Source organism: Caloramator sp. ALD01 (assembly GCF_000472625.1).
Classification (GTDB): Bacteria; Bacillota; Clostridia; order Clostridiales; family Caloramatoraceae; genus Thermobrachium; species Thermobrachium proteoclasticum.
This window is the reverse complement of sequence record NZ_AXAA01000002.1, coordinates 103,181-121,271: the sequence shown is the minus strand read 5'-3', so window position 1 is coordinate 121,271 and position 18,091 is coordinate 103,181. Positions and strand designations below refer to the sequence as shown.

Below are 18,091 nucleotides of genomic sequence, written 5' to 3'. Positions count from 1 at the left end.
TGAAAACCACCCCAAAGCTCCTACCTGAAAAATAGTAGGGATAGGCGTGATGCTGCGTTAATGCTAATGAGTGGACCATATAAGGTCAATTTGGGTGGAACCGCGAGAACTCTCGTCCCATTTTTTGGATGAGGGTTTTTTTATTTGCATAAAAAAGCTTAAGGAGGGATAGTATGATTAAAGTTACTTTAAAGGATGGCAAAGTTTTAGAGTTTGAACAGCCAGTAAAGGTAGAAGAAGTTGCAAAAAAAATAGGTATGGGACTTTATAAGGCAGCACTTGCTGCAAAGGTTGATGGAGAAGTTTTTGATTTGATGAAGACAATTGATAAGGATACTGTGGTAGAAATACTTACCTTTGATGATGCAGATGGAAGATGGGCACTAAGACATACAGCTTCCCACATACTTGCACAGGCAGTTAAAAGACTTTATCCAAATGTTAAATTAGCAATAGGTCCAGCAATAGATAATGGATTCTACTATGATTTTGATGCAGATTTTGCTATTACACCAGATATGCTTGCTGAAATTGAAAAGGAAATGGAAAAAATTATAAAAGAGGATTATGAACTTGAAAGATTTGTGCTTTCAAGGGAAGAGGCAATAAAGTTAATGAAGGAAAAGAATGAAGATTATAAAGTAGAATTAATCGAAGAGCTTCCAGAAGGAGAGGAGATATCCTTCTACAAGCAGGGAGAATTTGTTGACCTATGTGCAGGTCCACACGTGCCATCAACAGGAAGAGTTAAGGCTATAAAGCTTCTTTCAGTAGCAGGAGCATATTGGAGAGGCGATGAAAAGAATAAGATGCTTCAAAGAGTTTATGGTACAGCCTTTACTAAAAAAAGTGAGCTTGATGCATACTTAAATATGCTTGAAGAGGCTAAAAAGAGAGACCATAGAAAGTTAGGTAAAGAATTAGAACTATTTGCAATAATGGAGGAAGGCCCAGGATTCCCATTCTTCTTGCCAAAGGGTATGGTGGTTAGAAATGAACTTGAAAACTTCTGGAGACAAGTACATCAAAAGAATGGATATAAAGAAATAAAGACTCCTATAATATTAAATGAAGCACTATGGCATCGTTCAGGACACTGGGATCACTACAAAGAAAATATGTATTTTACAAAGATAGATGAACAGGATTATGCAGTAAAACCAATGAACTGCCCAGGTGGTATCTTAGTATATAAGAGTCAAATGCATAGCTATAGAGAATTACCACTTAGACTCGGAGAGCTTGGACTTGTACACAGACACGAAATATCAGGTGCACTACATGGACTTATGAGAGTAAGATGCTTTACTCAAGATGATGCTCATATATTTATGCTTCCATCACAAATAAGGGATGAAGTTTTAGGTGTAATCAACTTGATTGACCATATTTACAAGCTATTTGGATTTGAATATCACGTTGAATTATCAACAAGACCAGAGGATTCAATGGGAAGCGATGAGGATTGGGAAAATGCAACAAATGCACTAATTGATGCATTAAATGCAGCAGGACTTGAGTATAAGATAAATGAAGGTGATGGAGCCTTCTATGGACCAAAGATTGACTTCCATCTTAAGGATTGCTTGGGAAGAACATGGCAATGCGGAACTATACAACTTGATTTCCAAATGCCAGAAAGATTTGATTTACACTACATAGGAGAAGATGGAGAAAAGCATAGACCTGTAATGATACACAGAGTTATATTTGGAAGTATTGAGAGATTTATAGGAATATTAATTGAACACTATGCAGGTGCCTTCCCAACTTGGCTTGCACCAGTTCAAGTTAAGATACTTCCTGTAACAGATAGAGCAAATGAATATGCAAAAGAACTTGAGGAAAAGCTAAAGGATAATGGTATAAGAGTTGAAACAGATTTAAGAAATGAAAAGATAGGATATAAGATTAGAGAGGCACAGCTTCAAAAGGTACCATATATGATAATACTTGGTGATAAGGAAGTAGAGGCAGCAAATGTTTCAGTACGTTCAAGAAAAGATGGAGATATGGGTGCTATGGCGGTTGAAGAATTTATTTCAAAGATAAGAGAAGAAATAGATAAAAAAATAAGTACATTATAAAAATCTATTGACATATAATAAATAGTATGTTATATTAATTAAGTGTTAAGTAGAAGCCATCCGCTTCTCACCTTACGCCAAGGGTAGTAAGGTTAGGATTTAGTGGTAAGTTGAATGTCTGCGGATGGAGTATGTCCATCCGCTTTTGTTTTGTAATAAATTAGGAGGTGAATGTTATTAATAAAGAACATTTAATCAATGAAGAAATTAGAGCTAAGGAGCTTAGAGTTGTTACTGCAGATGGAGAGCAGCTTGGAATAATGCCAACTAAGCAGGCACTTGAGATAGCTGAAGCAAGACAGCTTGATTTAGTATTAATAGCTCCAAAGGCAGAACCACCAGTTGCTAAGATAATGGACTATGGAAAGTTCGTATATGAGCAACAAAAGAAGGAAAAGGAAGCTAAAAAGAAACAAAAACAAATTACAGTAAAGGAAGTAAGAATAACTCCAAACATAGAAGAACACGATTTGAATGTAAAGGCTAAAAATGCTGAAAAGTTCTTAAAGGATGGAGATAAGGTAAAGGTTACTGTAAAGTTTAGAGGAAGAGAAGCTGACTATGCTCACTTTGGTGAAGAAATTTTAAATAGATTTTATGAAAAGATTAGAGAAGTTGGACAAATAGAAAAGCCAGCTAAATTAGAAGGTAAAAATATGACAATGGTTATAGCACCAAAGAAAGGTTGAAAATAAGAGAGGAGGAAACAACTATGCCTAAAATGAAAACTCATAAGGGTGCAGCAAAAAGATATAGAAAAACTGGAAATGGAAAGTTCAAGAGAGCACACGCTTTCAAGAGACATATCCTAACTAAGAAGTCATCTAAGAGAAAGAGACAACTAAGAAAAGGAACTTACGTTGCTAAGACTGAATTCAAGATTGTAAGAAAGTTACTACCATACGTATAAGAGGCAAAGGAGGTTTAAAAAATGGCAAGAGTTAAGAGAGCAGTTCATTCACATAAAAGACGTAGAAAAATATTAAAACTTGCAAAGGGATACTATGGTGCAAAGAGCAAGAATTACAGAATTGCTAAGCAAGCTGTAATGAGAGCACTAAGCACAGCATATGTAGGAAGAAAGTTAAAGAAGAGAGACTTCAGAAAGCTTTGGATAGCAAGAATAAATGCAGCTGCAAGAGCAAATGGACTTTCATACTCAAAGTTCATAAATGGACTAAAGCTTGCTGGAATTAACATCAACAGAAAGATGCTTGCTGAAATAGCTGTTAATGATGAAGCAGCTTTTGCAGAATTAGTAAATATAGCTAAAGAAAAGGTAAATGCATAATATAAAACAATCTAAAAGGCCTGATTTTCAGGTCTTTTAGCTTTTGTATAAAATATAATTTTTTTGGTATTATACTTAAGTAGTATAATATTGGAGGTTAATTTAAAATGTTTATAAAAGAGAAGATAGACGGAATAAAGTTTTATAGATTTCAACCTGTTCAGGTATTAGCATTGGGTTTTGCTGCTGTAATTTTATTAGGAGCTATATTGCTTTCTCTACCTATATCATCAAGAGACGGTAACCCTACTAATTTTATAGATGCTCTATTTACATCAACTTCAGCAGTTTGCGTTACAGGATTAGTTACAGTAGATACTGGTACACATTATAGCCTATTTGGACAAATAGTTATTATGCTATTGATCCAGACAGGTGGATTGGGATTTATGACCTTTGCGACATTAATCGCTTTAATTTTAGGTAAGAAGATATCTCTTCGTGAAAGGCTTATAATGCAGGAGGCATATAATACCTTTAATATACAGGGAGTAGTTAAGCTTGCACTTTATGTTATGGGAATAACATTTTCAATAGAGCTTATAGGAGCATTAATTTTATCAACCCAGTTTATACCTCAATATGGACTTTTAAAGGGATTATACTTTGGACTATTTCATTCAGTTTCATCATTTTGTAATGCAGGGTTTGACCTTATAGGTAATTTTCAAAGTTTAACTCCATATGTTGATAATACAGTTATAAACTTAACAATAATGAGCTTAATTATAATAGGTGGAATAGGTTTTGCGGTTTTAACAGAGGTTATAAACTATAGAAAAACAAGAAGGTTATCTTTACACGCTAAAGTTGTTCTGTCTGCAACAGCTTTTTTAATAATAAGTGGAGCTATTGGGTTCTTCTTATTGGAATATGCGAATCCTAAAACCTTAGGAAGTTTAAATATAAAAGGCAAAATATTAGCAAGTTTATTTGCTTCTGTTACTCCAAGAACAGCAGGTTTTAATACAATATCAACATCGGATATGACTACAGCAGGTAAGTTTTTAACAATAGTATTAATGTTTATAGGTGCATCTCCTGGTTCAACAGGTGGAGGTATAAAAACATCTACAGCATTTTTACTTTTTATGACTGTTGTTGCAGTTGTACAGGGTAAAGAGGATACGGAAATTTATCAAAAGAGAATAAATAAAAGTTATGTCTATAGGGCACTTGCAATAGCATTAATAAGCTTTACAATAGTAACATTTGTTACAATGGTATTATCAATAGTACAGCACGGAGATTTTATTGAATATTTATATGAGGCAACATCGGCCTTTGCAACTGTAGGATTAACTTTAGGGCTTACTACAAGGCTAACCTTAATTGGAAAGATTATAATTATAATAACAATGTACATAGGAAGAGTAGGACCGCTTACAATTACAATGGCAATTGCTCATAAACAGCAAACAACAACAAGCTTAATTAGATACCCTGAGGACAAGATATTAATTGGCTAATTGGGAGGTTTATAAAAATGAAATCAAAACAGTTTGTAGTTATAGGACTTGGAAGGTTTGGCTCAAGTATAGCAAAGACGCTTTATTCATTAGGTCACGAGGTATTGGCAATAGATATTGATGAAGAGGTTGTACAGGATATTTCAGATCACGTAACACATGCAGTTCAGGCAGATGCTACAGATGAAGCAACTTTAAAGTCACTTGGAATAAGAAATTTTGATATTGCAGTTATAACAATAGGTTCTGATGTACAATCAAGCGTACTTGTGACGCTTCTTGTAAAGGAACTTGGTGTAAAATATGTAATAGCAAAGGCACAAAATGAACTTCACGCAAAGGTTTTATATAAAATAGGTGCAGATAGGGTTGTATTCCCAGAAAGAGATATGGGAATTAGAGTAGCACATAATTTATGTTCGTCTAACATATTAGACTATATAGAATTATCACCTGATTATAGCATTATGGAAGTTACAGCACTTGAGGAATGGGAAGATAAGACTTTAAAGGAACTAAATTTAAGAACAAGATACGGAATAAATATAATGGCTATAAAGAGAGGAAATGATATTAACATATCTCCAGCTGCAGAAGATACAATAAAAAAGGGAGATATTCTGGTTGTAATTGGTGGAACTGATGATATAAAAAATATAGAGATGCAAAGGATGTAATTTGTATGATTTTGAAAAGGGATAGCAGTCTTGTAAAAAATGCACTTAAGCTAAAGCAGAAAAAGTATAGAGAGTTGGAAAACAAGTTTTTAGCCGAGGGTATTAGGTTTGTTGAGGAGGCTATTTTGGAAGGTTTAGTTGACCATATTTTTTATAGTAGTCAAATATATGAATTAAAAGGTAATGAGAGAGTTCTTGATAATAATATACCAAAGTATGAAGTAGATGAAAAAACTATAAAGGAATTAACAAATACAACAACACCTCAAAGTGTAGTTGCTGTAGTTAATAAACCTAATGTAAAATTAAAAAACGATTTGAATTTTGTTGTATTAGTTGACAGGGTGCAGGACCCTGGAAACTTGGGAACAATAATTAGAACCTGCGATGCTGCAAATGTTGATGCAGTCTATATAGTTAAGGGAACGGTAGATGTTTATAATGATAAAACCTTAAGGTCAACAATGGGTTCTATTTTTCATCTACCTATAGTTTATTTTGATTCCTTTAAGGAGGCGGCAGAGGATTTATATATTAGAGGATTTAATATATATGCCTCAACTTTAGATGGAGAAAATGTTTATAAAACTGATTTCAAGGGAAAAACAGCAATAGTTATAGGTAATGAAGCAAATGGTATGTCTAAAGAGGATATAATGCTCTGTAATAAAAAAATAAAGATACCTATGCTTGGTAGGGCAGAATCCTTAAATGCTTCCATTGCAGCAGCTATAATTATATATGAAGTTGTAAGACAAAGATTATAAATACATATTTACACTTAAATAGATGTTGTGTTATAATAAGCAAAAAAAGTAAAGGCTGTGAAGGAGGCAAGTAGGCTAATACCCTGCACAGGGAGGATAAGCCATAGATTGAGAGCTTATCTGCAGAAGGATTAGTTGAAGTTTCCCTCTGGAGCTTTCTGCTTGAAATAATAGTAGGGCAGAACGGTGTAACCGTTATTTTAATGAGTGGGCCATTTTGGCCAATTAGGGTGGTACCGCGAAGATTTCCCTTCGTCCCTTTTTGGGATGGAGGGTTTTTTGTTTGGAAATTTAAATAGAAAGGAGTAGTAAAATGAGGGAAAAGCTACAACAAATAAAGGAAGAAGCACTTTTGAAGCTAAAAGAATGCCAAAATAGTCAAATGTTAGACGAATTAAGAGTTAAATATCTTGGAAAAAAGGGAGAGCTTACAACTATTTTAAGAGGAATGGGGCAGCTATCACCAGAGGAGAGACCAATAGTAGGAAAAATAGCAAATGAAGTAAGAGAAGAGATTGAGGCAGCAATTGAGGAGACATTAAAGGAAATAAAACAAAGGGAAAAGAATTTAAGACTTTCAATGGAAACTATTGACGTAACTATGCCTGGTAGGGCAAATAGAATAGGTGGACTACACCCACTTACTAAGGCATTAGATGAGATAAAGGAAATATTCATTGGGATGGGATTTTCAATTGCAGAAGGTCCTGAGGTTGAACTTGACTATTATAACTTTGAGGCACTAAACATACCAAAGAACCATCCAGCAAGGGATGAACAGGATACCTTCTACATAAACCAAAATGTAGTTTTAAGAACACAAACATCACCTGTTCAAATTAGAGTAATGGAAAATAAAAAGCCTCCAATAAGAATTATTGCACCAGGTAGAGTTTATAGGTCAGATACTGCAGATGCAACACATTCACCAATTTTCCATCAAGTAGAGGGACTTGTTGTTGATAAGGGAATTACTATGGCAAGTTTAAAGGGAACATTAGATGCCTTTGCTAAGAGAATGTTTGGAGAAAAGACAAGAACTAAATTTAGACCTCACCATTTCCCATTTACAGAGCCTTCTGCTGAGGTTGATGTATCCTGCTTTGTTTGTGGCGGGATAGGATGTAGAGTATGTAAAGGTTCAGGTTGGATTGAAATATTAGGATGTGGAATGGTTCATCCAGATGTATTAAGAGCAGGCGGAATAGACCCAGAGGTTTATAGTGGTTTTGCCTTTGGACTTGGACTTGAGAGAATTGTAATGATTAAATATGGAATAGATGATATTAGGCTATTCTATGAAAACGATGTAAGATTTCTAAAGCAGTTCTAAGGAGGGATAGTATGAAGGTTCCATTTAATTGGCTACTTGAATATGTAGATTTAGATAAAGATATAAATGAAGTTGCAGAAAAGCTAACTTTAACGGGTTCAAAGGTAGAGGAAGTTATAGAAAAGGGTAAGGAAATAGATAAAGTAGTAACAGGAAAAATAATAAAGACAAAAAAACATCCAAACGCAGATAAATTAACAGTATGTCAAGTAGACGTAAAGGATGAAGTTATACAAATAGTAACAGGTGCTGATAATATTAAAGAGGGAGATATAATTCCTGTTGCACTTCACGGTTCAACACTTCCAGGTGGTGTAAAGATTAAAAAGGGAAAACTTAGAGGTGTTGAATCTAATGGAATGTTATGTTCAGAGGCAGAACTTGGACTTGCAGATGAGGATTCAGTTCACGGTATTATGATATTAGATGAAAACACACCAATTGGTGTAGATATTAAGGAGATACTTGGACTAAATGGTGGAGTAATTGATTTTGAAATAACATCAAATAGGGCAGACTGTTTTTCAGTATATGGAATAGCAAGGGAGACAGCAGCCTCCTTTGGATGTGAACTTAAGAAGTTGGATTTAACTTTTAATGAAAATAGTGAAAATATAGAGGATTTTTTAAAGGTTGAAGTTAAAACTCCTCTATGTAGAAGATATATGGCAAAGATGATAAAGAACATAAAGGTTGGGCCTTCACCTGAATGGATGCAGGCAAAACTACAAGAAGCAGGGGTTAGACCAATAAATAATGTAGTTGATATTACAAACTATGTAATGTTAGAACTTGGACAGCCAATGCACGCCTTTGATTATGAAAATATAGAGGGCAAAAAAATAGTCGTTAAGATGGCAGAGGATGAAAGGTTCACTACGTTAGACGGAGTCGAAAGACAACTTGATAGTTCAATGATAACAATAAATGATGCACAAAAGACGATTGCAATTGCTGGTGTGATGGGAGGACAAAACTCTGAGGTTACAGAGGAGACAAACACAATAATACTTGAGTGTGCAAGCTTTGATGGAGTAACAACAAGACTAACATCAAAGAGATTGGGGCTTAGAACAGAGGCATCATCAAGATTTGAGAAGGATTTAGATCCAAATCTTGTTGAAACTGCACTAAAGAGGGCCTGTCATTTATTTGAAACATTGAAGGTTGGAGAAGTTGTAGGTGGGGTTATCGACTGCTATGAACAAAAATTAGAGCCTCACTATGTCAAGGTTAGCCCAAAATGGGTAAATGATTTCTTAGGAACAGATATAGTAGTTCAAGATATGGTTACTATGCTACAACGTCTTGATATGGAGGTTGAAGTAAAGGATGAGCTTATAATAAAGGTTCCAACCTTTAGACAGGATGTTAAGATAAAAGAGGATGTTGCAGAAGAAATAGCAAGACTTTACGGTTATGATGTAATACCTACACAAAAGATTGTAGGTGAGGCTGTAGAGGCTGAAATGACAAAGGAACAAAAACTAATTGAAGCTGTAAAAAGAACTATGGTTTCATCAGGGTTATATGAGACTTTAACATACTCCTTCTTTAGTCCAAAGGTATTCGATAAGATTAACTTATCTTATGATAGTGAGCTTAGAAATGTAGTAACTATATCCAATCCTTTAGGTGAAGACTTTAGCGTTATGAGAACAACTTTAATTCCATCAATGCTTGAGGTTATGCAAAGAAATATTTTGAGGGATAATAAGGAAATTGGATTATTTGATATAGGTAAAGTTTATTTAAATGTTGGTAAGGAATTACCTGATGAAAGATATAAGCTTTGTGTAGCAATTGCAGGAGATGTAGATTTCTTTAATCTAAAAGGAATTGTGGAAAACCTAATTAATGTTTTATCAGTAGATAAGGCAGAATTTGAGAGGGAAACTGAAAATAGCATATTCCATCCAGGAAGATGTGCAAAGCTTTTAGTTAGAAAAAGATATGCTGGTGTTTTAGGGGAAGTTCATCCAGATGTTTTAGAAAACTACGATTTAGAAACAAGAGTATATATTGCAGAAATTGATTTAGCAACATTGTTTGAAGCAGCAAAGATGGAAAAGAAATATAAGCCACTACCGAAGTACCCAGCTGTTTTAAGGGATATAGCTCTTTTAGTTAAGGATGAGGTTGAAGTTAAGAAGATTGAAGATATAATGTTAAAGCAGGGCAAGGGAATTATTGAAGAAATAAAGCTTTTCGATGTATATAAGGGTAAACAAATACCAGAAGGATTCAAGAGTGTTGCTTACTCAATTATCTATAGAGCTGAGGACAGAACTTTGACAGATGAGGAAATAAACAAAGTTCACAATGCAATTGTAAAGGAACTTGAGGAAAGGCTTGAGGCAAAACTTAGATAGGATATCCTATCTAAGTTTTTTTTATAGAAAACAAAAAAAGGTATAGTAATGTAAAATAAATTAATGTAAAATATAAGTAATTAAGTCTATCTAAACTTGAAAGGGTGCTTGGTATGGTAAATAAAGTTGTTGTTAAGATAAATGGCGTAGAATATACTTTAATGGGAGAAGACTCAGAGGATTACTTATTTTCCATTGCAAATTTTGTTGATAAAAAGATTAAAGAAATACTCTCAAGCAATCCAAAACACAATACTACATCCTCTGCGGTTTTAACTGCTTTGACGGTTACTGATGAGATGTTTAAGTTAAAGAAGGAAATGGAAAAGTTGAGACAGAGCACTGTTGTTCCGACTGAAAAATTAAGAGAGGCAGAAGAAAGATATAGAGCATTATACGAAGAATTTAAAAGAGTAGTAGATGAAAACAACTCTGCAAAATCCAAACTTGAAGAGGTAGTTTTAAAGGAAAGGGAATACAGTGAAGGTATAAATAGGTTAAAGGCAGATTATGAAGAGAAAATAAAGGAGTATGAGGCACTTTTAAAGGAAAATGCATACCTAAGAGAAAGAAACGAAGAAGCAGAAAGAGAGCTAAAGGAAACTAAAGAGATGTTAAGTAGTGTTAAGGAGCAGTTACTTGAAAGTCAGATTGAACTTGTAAGGGTAAAAAAGGATTTAAAGGATTTTAAAGAACTTCAAAGTAAAAAGAGGAGTGTATAGGGGCGTGTAGCCCTTTTTTGGTACATAAAATTTAAAATTTATGAATATATATAATACATAGCAAGTATTTTGGTATATTTATGAATTTAGTACAGTCTAAAATTATAAAGTCTCGTTATAATAAAAGTCATTTAATTATAGATAAAAAAATACCCTTTGAAGGCGGAGTAAAAATAAAAAATTTAATTTCACATAATGAAACAGTTAAAGTAAAAAGTGTAAAAAGAAATACTAAGTATTTTGATATTGAGCTATTTATTGAGTGTATTTTAACACTTGAGGTATTAAGCGATAATATACTTGAAAAATATACACTAACATATAATTTTGAAAATAATGTAAAGGTATTTAAGGAATATTTCGAACCAAGTGTAGCATTTTTAGATTTTATTGAGCTTGATTATGTTATTAAGTTAAAAAAAGTTAATTTTAAATATGATATAAATATAGACTATGATACTTTATCTATTTTAGGTGAATGTTTTATTGTTATTAATCTTTTGGTGGAGAGGTGCCTTATGCTAAAGGAAATAAATGAAATGCAGGCATATTTACAGGTTGCTGCTGGGCTTGATGATATGGACATAAAGGATGTTATAGGTAATTTAGACAATATAGTAAAAACATTATCTAATAGACTAAATGAAATAGAAGAAGAAAATCATTTTTTAAAAAGAGAAATAGAGAGACATAAGGCTGAAATTGGTGTGTTGAATTCTGAATTGCAAAATGAAAAGATAAAGAATATGAATTTGTCTTTAGAGTGTACAAGGCTTACTGAAAGGATAAAGGACTTAGAGGAAAAATTGGACAAGGAAAGAAAAAAGTGTTCATTATTAGAGATAGAGAATGCAAGGGCACTTGATGAAATAAAAAGGCTAAAAAAAGAAAGAACTGAAATAACGAGCGAGCTTCAAAGGGAGAAGATAGGTTTAGGGAAAAAAATAGTTGAGTTTTTAAAAAAATAGGGCAAAGGCCCTATTTTTTTGTGTCAATTCAAAACAATTTTGAATATTATATAATAAACCATGCTTTGGAGGATGGAATATTGGTACGTAAAGAACCAAATCAAGTTCAATATGAGTTTAACACAGGATGGCAAAAGGTAATTAAATCTCAAAGCGAAAGCATATTTGATGATATTAATAGTAAGCTAAAAAAGATTGATATAGAGATGGAGGAGCTAAAAAAACAGGTAGATACATTAAAGAAAATGAATTTAGAGAATTTAAAAAGAGAATATAATGAAAAGGATGAAATCATAGGTGATTTAAAAAATAATATAAATGATCTAAGTGTGGCTGTTGATGATTTTAAAAAGAACATAGAGGATTTATTGAACGAGGTAAATAATCGTGTAGATGAACAGAGAAGGCTTTTTGATTCACAAATACTTATGCTAAACGAAACAATAAAGCTTATACTCGATAAAATAAATGAATTAGATAAAAAAAGTTCAGGTTTCTTTAGGTTTTTTGGAAGATAAAATCACACAAAATATATAACTTGCATAGTATAAATTAGAATTTGAATTTATGGAATAATTTAGGGAGGGAAATATAATGGAGGACCTCTTAAGGAATGGAACACCACAACAGCTCGATATTTATGTAAAGAGGATATTGGCAAAGTATGCAAATGAAGAACAGATATTATTTGCAGAAGAGATTGCAGGTACCCCACCAGCTCCAAATGATAAAAAAGTTCCACTTCACTTCTGTATTGACAAAAAGCTTGTTGGAGAAGATGCATATGGAATAAAATGCATTAATGAAGTTAAAATAACTGATTGGACTGCGACACAGGAGATTATTTGTAACCACAAGGCAAGACTTACAATAACATTTAAAGTAGTACTCTGGGTAAAATATGAAGACAACAGCTTCGGTATAGTAGTTCTTCCTGACGATGTATATAAGCCATATCCAAATGCATCATTTATTTCAGCAATGAATGTACCACAGACTATAGGTTATGGTGAAACATTAGAAATAATAGGAATTGGAACAAATCCAAAATTTAAGTGGGTAAAGGATGTACCATTAACTGAATTTGATGCACCTATTCCTCCTGAGTGCTTTGATGATCCAACTATACAATCACATCTGTTAATTAAAGCAGTAAAACCTGAATACGATATTTTAAACGACTGCCCATATACAACTCACGCTGTAGGTCATTCTTCAACTGGTGAGACTTGGGAACTAAATGGTATTCATGCACCACAGGGAGCAACAGAAGTTTTACTCAGCATATTTGTAGATGTTCTTGATAAATTAGGAGTAGACCAAGATATTCTAATAGAAGGAATACCTCTTGATTGCTAAAAAGGCTGCTTATGCAGCCTTTTTATAATGCAAATAATAATTATATTAGTATAAAAATAAGCCTTCCTATTTATTAGAATTGTAAAATAGGATAAATAGTGTATAATTAAGTTGTTACAATTGTTAAGGGAGAGATATTTATGTTGGAACTTTTGGCACCAGCGGGTGATATGGAGAGTTTAAAGGCAGCTGTTTTAAATGGAGCAGATGCTGTTTATTTAGGTGGAAAGGAATTTTCTGCAAGACAGAGTGCAGCAAATTTTGATAGAGTAGAACTTATTGAGGCAGTTAGATTTTGCCACGCATATAATGTTAAGGTCTATGTTACTATAAATACTCTTTTAAAAAACACAGAATTAAAGGGAGCCCTCGATTATGCGTCCTTTTTATATTCAATTGGTGTTGATGCAGTTATTGTACAGGATTTGGGTTTTTTACATCTTTTAAGAAGGTATCTTCCTAATTTTGAAGTTCACGCAAGTACTCAAATGACTGCTCATAATTTAGATTCAGTTGAGATGCTCTATGATTTAGGGGTGAAGAGGGTTGTACTATCAAGGGAGCTATCACTTGACGAAATTAAATATATATCTAAAAACACAAGGGCAGAGCTTGAAATGTTTGTACACGGAGCACTTTGTATAAGTTTTTCAGGACAGTGCCTTATGAGCAGTATAATAGGAGGACGAAGTGGTAATCGTGGAAGATGTGCACAGCCTTGTAGATTAGAGTATAGCCTTAACAACAAAAGGGCATACCACTTAAGTCCCAAAGATTTATCAACCTTAGAATTTATAGATAAAATAAAGGAGCTTGGTGTGTATTCTTTAAAAATAGAAGGAAGAATGAAGAGACCAGAATACGTTGCAACAGTAGTTTCAGCCTATAGAGCGGCTATTGATGGAAAACTTGAAAAATCCCATATAAAGGATGTAACACAGATATTTAATAGGGGAGGATTTACCTCTGCCTTTATGTTTAAAAGGCAAGGCAGTGAAATGATGAGTTATAAAAAGCCAAGAAACTGGGGTACATATCTTGGAAGGGTTACTAATGTTAGGGGCGATTTTGCAAGAGTAAAGCTTGATGCCCCACTGAATGATGGTGATGGTGTTGAAGTTTTTGATAGAGGTGTTGGTGTTGTTGTTGCAAATATGAAAAAGGATGGTAAGGTTGTTAAAAGTGCATCACAGGGACAAGAGGTTGAGTTTTATTTAAAGGGAGCAAAGAGGGGAGATATACTCTATAAAACATCCGATGCAGAGCTTATAGATAGAGCTAAGGAGAGCTTTTCAGGGAAGGATGTTGAGAGAGTGCCTATTGATGCTTATATAAAGGTAAAGAAGAATGAAGATATTGTTTTAAGAATTAGGGATATATATGGAGATGAGGTTGAAGTTAAATCAGAACCACCAGAGGTTGCGATAAATAAACCGATTACTTTAGAAAAATTAAAGGACAGCTTATCAAAGACTAAGGATACACCCTATTTATTAACAAATTTAACTGCAGATTTAGATGAAGATGTAATAATTTCTGTTTCAAGGATTAATTCTATAAGAAGAGAAGGGATTGAAAAGCTCTTAGACAAAAAACAAAATAAAAGGGAAGAAATAAAAATACATTTTAATTTAGAAAAGAAAATTAAGAAGGATAAAATGAATTTAATATTAATAACAGGAAGACAGGATATTGTTGAGGGTGTTTATGATTATTTTGATGAAGTTTACTTTGGAGGAGACAATCTTAGAATAAATAATGGAGATATTGAATCATTAATTAATAAAGGTATTAATGTTAATTTATGGATACCAGAAATTGTATTAGAGGAAGAAAAGAAAATTAAAGAGGAAATACTAAGCTTAAAGGATAACGGTGTGAAATCAGCTCTTTGTGGTAATTTAGGTATGTATAAGTATTTAATAGAAAAAGGGTTTGATGTAAAGCTTGATAAGGGTTTTAATATTTTTAATTCGGTTTCAACTGAGGTACTTAATAATGCAGGAAGTCTTATATCATATGAATTAAACCTAAAGGAAATAAAGGATTTAGTAGAATGTACAAATGCAGATACAATGCTCTTTATATATGGTAGAATAAAAATGATGGTATCAAGACAGTGCTTCATTGGAAGCTCAAAAGATGAAGGAAGAGAGGAATGTGGGTTAGTATGTCAAAATAAAATACATTATCTAAAGGATAGAATGAATGAGGAGTTTTTAATTGTGCCAGATAGATACTGTAGAAATCATATTTATAATTCAAAGGTTTTATGTATGTTGGAGGACATAAGAGAAATACAAAAAACAGGAGCAAAATATTTAGTTGTACAGTTTTTAGATGAAAAGGTTGACGAGGCAAGGAAAATATCAAGGGCCTTTAGAGAGGCTGTTGATATGCTAAACCATAGTGAATTTATGCAGACAGACAGCATAAAAGAAGTTTTAGATATGCTAAAGGGGAAAATAACTAAAGGACATTATTATAGAGGTGTTTTATAAGGAAGGATGGGTTTATATGAACGAAAAGACTTTTAGGATACTTGAGTTTAATAAAATAATTGATATGCTTCAGATGAGGGCTACAACTGAAATTGCAAAAAAAATGATAAGAGAGCTAAAGCCCTCAAGTAATATTCACGAGGTTAGAGAAAGACTTGAGGAAACAAAGGAAGGTTTTGAGGTTGTTTTAAAGTGGGGTAGTTTACCTATTAGTGTTACCTATGACTTGCAGGATACTTTAAAGAGGGCAAAGATGGGATATACTCTTCAACCTATAGAGCTTTTGAGGGTAAATGCACTATTAAGATGTACAAGACAACTTAAGGAGTTTATGAAGGATGGTAACAAGCAGGAAATATGCCCTATTATATATGAAATAATCGATTCATTGGCTACAATAAAGGGACTTGAAAATGAGATTGAAACAAAGATAATAAGCGAATCAGAAATATCAGATAGAGCAAGTGAAAAGCTATATAGCATAAGAAGAGCAATAAGGGACAAAAATGCAAAGGTTAAAGAAAAACTTCAGTCAATGCTTCAGAGCTATTCTAAATATCTTCAGGATCCAATTATAACATTAAGAGGAGATAGATATGTTCTTCCTGTAAAGGCTGAATTTAAAGGAAGCGTTCCAGGCCTTGTACACGATCAATCTGCAAGTGGTTCAACTCTTTTTATTGAGCCTATGGCTGTAGTTGAACTTAACAATGAAATTAAGGAGCTTATGCTTAAGGAAAAGCAGGAGATTGAAAGAATTCTCTATGAACTAAGCGTAAAGATTGCAGATAATGCAGATATGTTAGAACATAATAATCTAAACATAGGCTACATCGACTTCATATTAGCAAAGGGAAGATTTGGACTTGATTTAGATGCATCAATTCCTGAGATTAATCAAAGAGGTCTTATTAATTTAAAAAGGGCAAGGCATCCTTTGATAGATAAGGAAGTGGTAGTACCAATTGATGTTAAATTAGGGGATACCTACAGGGCACTTGTTATAACAGGCCCTAATACAGGAGGAAAGACTGTTACTTTAAAGACTACAGGACTTTTAACACTAATGGCAATGACAGGACTTGCAATACCAGCCTCCTCTGGTTCGCAGGTATCTGTGTTTAATAAGGTGTTTGCAGATATTGGAGATGAGCAAAGTATAGAACAGAGCCTATCAACCTTTTCCTCTCATATGACAAATATAGTAAACATATTAAAGGAAGTAGATGAAACATCACTAATTCTTGTGGATGAGCTTGGAGCTGGAACAGACCCAACAGAGGGAGCAGCCCTTGCGATGTCAATACTTGAGTATATATTTGAAAAGGGTGCAAAGATAGTTGCAACCACCCATTATAGCGAACTTAAGGTTTTTGCTATGGAGAAGGAAGGTTTTGAAAATGCAAGTGTAGAATTTGATGTTGAAACCTTAAGACCAACCTACAGGCTTTTAATTGGAATTCCAGGAAAGTCTAATGCCTTTGAAATATCAAAAAGGCTTGGGTTGAGTAATGAAATTATTGAAAATGCGAAGTTAAAGATTTCAAAGGATGCAGCAAGATTTGAGGATGTAATACAGGCACTTCAAAATAAAACTATACAACTTGAAAAAGAATATGAGGAGATTGAAGCAATTAAAAGGGAATCTCTTGAAATAAAGAGGCAGCTTTCTGAAAAGAAGTTTAAACTTGATAGTCAGAGAGAAAATATTATAAAAAAGGCACAGGATGAGGCAAGAAGAATACTGCAGCAGGCAAAATATGAGGCAGATTCAATAGTAAAGGAACTTGTTGAACTTAAGAAAAACAGTGAAGCAGTCTCTTTAAAGCAGGCAGAAGAGGCAAGAAGAAAGCTTAAGGAAAATATTGATGAATTAAATAAGAAGTCCATTGAAAAGAAGGAGGAAGAATTTGAAGCATTAGAGGATGTTAACGTGGGAGATGAGGTATTTGTAACAACAGTTTCACAAAAGGGGGTTGTTCTATCAAAGCCAGATTCAAAGGGAGAAGTACAGGTACAAATAGGCATTATAAAGATGAATGTTCCTTTGAATAAACTAAAGAGGGTAGAACAGGATAAAAAGGAAGTTAAAAAATCAGGAGTTACTAATATAATAAAACAAAAGGCACAAAATATATCAGCGGAAATTGATTTAAGAGGACAGACAGTAGATGAGGCATTATACAATTTAGACAAGTATTTAGATGATGCATATCTTGCTGGACTTAATTTTGTAAGAATCATACACGGTAAAGGAACTGGAGCCTTAAGAGAGGGAATAAAGCAGGAACTAAGAAAGCATCAATATGTAAAATCAATGCGTTCGGGAGATATAAATGAAGGTGGAAGTGGAGTAACAATTGTTGAATTAAAATAGAAAAGGAGGGCTGTCTAAGTATCTATATATAGACAGCCCTTTATATATTTCATAAGTATGTTTTTAAATTTATATTAAAATACATTAAGAAAAATTTATATTAAGTTTTTGACTAAATTATTGAAAAGTGTCGAAATATAATATAAATTGTAAAATATCTAAGGAGTG

15 protein-coding genes and 3 other annotated features (1 of these 18 only partly in view) are annotated in these 18,091 nt (G+C 33.3%); all 15 genes read left to right on the top strand.

The features are described 5' to 3' along the window. Positions 1 to 123: a binding site (T-box leader), on the top strand (it extends 88 nt beyond the left edge of the window). Between the two features lie 50 nt (positions 124 to 173). The 15 genes from thrS (at position 174) to A3M9_RS0101505 (ending at position 17,923) form a co-directional block, all read left to right on the top strand. Beyond that, positions 174 to 2,087, top strand: coding sequence for a threonine--tRNA ligase (gene thrS, locus A3M9_RS0101575; RefSeq protein ID WP_027307654.1), 1,914 nt, complete (start codon positions 174 to 176; stop codon positions 2,085 to 2,087). Positions 2,088 to 2,128: 41 nt separating this feature from the next. Next, positions 2,129 to 2,244: a sequence feature (ribosomal protein L20 leader region), on the top strand. Between the two features lie 10 nt (positions 2,245 to 2,254). Beyond that, on the top strand, positions 2,255 to 2,776 hold the full coding sequence (infC, locus tag A3M9_RS0101570) for a translation initiation factor IF-3 (RefSeq protein ID WP_027307653.1): 522 nt from the start codon (positions 2,255 to 2,257) through the stop codon (positions 2,774 to 2,776). A gap of 23 nt (positions 2,777 to 2,799) precedes the next feature. Next, a complete protein-coding gene (gene rpmI, locus A3M9_RS0101565; protein ID WP_027307652.1) occupies positions 2,800 to 2,997 on the top strand; it encodes a 50S ribosomal protein L35 in 198 nt (65 codons plus the stop codon). A 21-nt stretch (positions 2,998 to 3,018) separates the two neighbouring features. Beyond that, entirely contained in the window at positions 3,019 to 3,378 is a 360-nt protein-coding gene (gene rplT / locus A3M9_RS0101560) for a 50S ribosomal protein L20 (RefSeq protein WP_027307651.1), read from the top strand. Positions 3,379 to 3,485: 107 nt separating this feature from the next. Beyond that, positions 3,486 to 4,847 (top strand): TrkH family potassium uptake protein, encoded by a 1,362-nt coding sequence (locus A3M9_RS0101555; RefSeq protein ID WP_027307650.1) that lies wholly within the window; start codon positions 3,486 to 3,488, stop codon positions 4,845 to 4,847. A gap of 17 nt (positions 4,848 to 4,864) precedes the next feature. After that, positions 4,865 to 5,524: a TrkA family potassium uptake protein gene (locus tag A3M9_RS0101550; RefSeq protein ID WP_027307649.1), complete on the top strand. Its 660-nt coding sequence runs from the start codon at positions 4,865 to 4,867 to the stop codon at positions 5,522 to 5,524. Positions 5,525 to 5,529: 5 nt separating this feature from the next. Continuing rightward, on the top strand, positions 5,530 to 6,291 hold the full coding sequence (locus A3M9_RS0101545; protein WP_035165643.1) for an RNA methyltransferase: 762 nt from the start codon (positions 5,530 to 5,532) through the stop codon (positions 6,289 to 6,291). A gap of 48 nt (positions 6,292 to 6,339) precedes the next feature. Continuing rightward, positions 6,340 to 6,554: a binding site (T-box leader), on the top strand. A gap of 50 nt (positions 6,555 to 6,604) precedes the next feature. After that, on the top strand, positions 6,605 to 7,624 hold the full coding sequence (gene pheS / locus A3M9_RS0101540; protein WP_027307647.1) for a phenylalanine--tRNA ligase subunit alpha: 1,020 nt from the start codon (positions 6,605 to 6,607) through the stop codon (positions 7,622 to 7,624). A gap of 11 nt (positions 7,625 to 7,635) precedes the next feature. Continuing rightward, a complete protein-coding gene (pheT, locus tag A3M9_RS0101535; RefSeq protein WP_027307646.1) occupies positions 7,636 to 9,996 on the top strand; it encodes a phenylalanine--tRNA ligase subunit beta in 2,361 nt (786 codons plus the stop codon). 113 nt (positions 9,997 to 10,109) lie between these two features. Next, a complete protein-coding gene (gene zapA, locus A3M9_RS0101530; protein ID WP_027307645.1) occupies positions 10,110 to 10,718 on the top strand; it encodes a cell division protein ZapA in 609 nt (202 codons plus the stop codon). Between the two features lie 80 nt (positions 10,719 to 10,798). After that, the gene (locus A3M9_RS0101525) at positions 10,799 to 11,686 is read left to right on the top strand and encodes a hypothetical protein (protein ID WP_027307644.1); all 888 of its coding nucleotides are present in this window, start codon (positions 10,799 to 10,801) and stop codon (positions 11,684 to 11,686) included. Positions 11,687 to 11,766: 80 nt separating this feature from the next. Then, entirely contained in the window at positions 11,767 to 12,204 is a 438-nt protein-coding gene (locus A3M9_RS0101520) for a hypothetical protein (RefSeq protein WP_027307643.1), read from the top strand. A 76-nt stretch (positions 12,205 to 12,280) separates the two neighbouring features. Beyond that, a complete protein-coding gene (locus A3M9_RS0101515) occupies positions 12,281 to 13,045 on the top strand; it encodes a hypothetical protein (RefSeq protein WP_027307642.1) in 765 nt (254 codons plus the stop codon). A gap of 140 nt (positions 13,046 to 13,185) precedes the next feature. Then, positions 13,186 to 15,546, top strand: coding sequence for a U32 family peptidase (locus A3M9_RS0101510; protein WP_035165641.1), 2,361 nt, complete (start codon positions 13,186 to 13,188; stop codon positions 15,544 to 15,546). Between the two features lie 16 nt (positions 15,547 to 15,562). Then, positions 15,563 to 17,923: an endonuclease MutS2 gene (locus A3M9_RS0101505; RefSeq protein WP_027307640.1), complete on the top strand. Its 2,361-nt coding sequence runs from the start codon at positions 15,563 to 15,565 to the stop codon at positions 17,921 to 17,923. Positions 17,924 to 18,091: the final 168 nt, after the last annotated feature.

Excerpts from the sequence above, each read along its gene's own strand:
- thrS (WP_027307654.1), top strand. The coding sequence starts at position 174 with ATGATTAAAGTTACTTTAAAGGATGGCAAAGTTTTAGAGTTTGAACAG.
- rpmI (WP_027307652.1), top strand. The coding sequence starts at position 2,800 with ATGCCTAAAATGAAAACTCATAAGGGTGCAGCAAAAAGATATAGAAAA.
- rplT (WP_027307651.1), top strand. The coding sequence starts at position 3,019 with ATGGCAAGAGTTAAGAGAGCAGTTCATTCACATAAAAGACGTAGAAAA.
- A3M9_RS0101555 (WP_027307650.1), top strand. The coding sequence starts at position 3,486 with ATGTTTATAAAAGAGAAGATAGACGGAATAAAGTTTTATAGATTTCAA.
- A3M9_RS0101550 (WP_027307649.1), top strand. The coding sequence starts at position 4,865 with ATGAAATCAAAACAGTTTGTAGTTATAGGACTTGGAAGGTTTGGCTCA.
- A3M9_RS0101545 (WP_035165643.1), top strand. The coding sequence starts at position 5,530 with ATGATTTTGAAAAGGGATAGCAGTCTTGTAAAAAATGCACTTAAGCTA.
- pheS (WP_027307647.1), top strand. The coding sequence starts at position 6,605 with ATGAGGGAAAAGCTACAACAAATAAAGGAAGAAGCACTTTTGAAGCTA.
- pheT (WP_027307646.1), top strand. The coding sequence starts at position 7,636 with ATGAAGGTTCCATTTAATTGGCTACTTGAATATGTAGATTTAGATAAA.
- zapA (WP_027307645.1), top strand. The coding sequence starts at position 10,110 with ATGGTAAATAAAGTTGTTGTTAAGATAAATGGCGTAGAATATACTTTA.
- A3M9_RS0101525 (WP_027307644.1), top strand. The coding sequence starts at position 10,799 with ATGAATTTAGTACAGTCTAAAATTATAAAGTCTCGTTATAATAAAAGT.
- A3M9_RS0101515 (WP_027307642.1), top strand. The coding sequence starts at position 12,281 with ATGGAGGACCTCTTAAGGAATGGAACACCACAACAGCTCGATATTTAT.
- A3M9_RS0101510 (WP_035165641.1), top strand. The coding sequence starts at position 13,186 with ATGTTGGAACTTTTGGCACCAGCGGGTGATATGGAGAGTTTAAAGGCA.
- A3M9_RS0101505 (WP_027307640.1), top strand. The coding sequence starts at position 15,563 with ATGAACGAAAAGACTTTTAGGATACTTGAGTTTAATAAAATAATTGAT.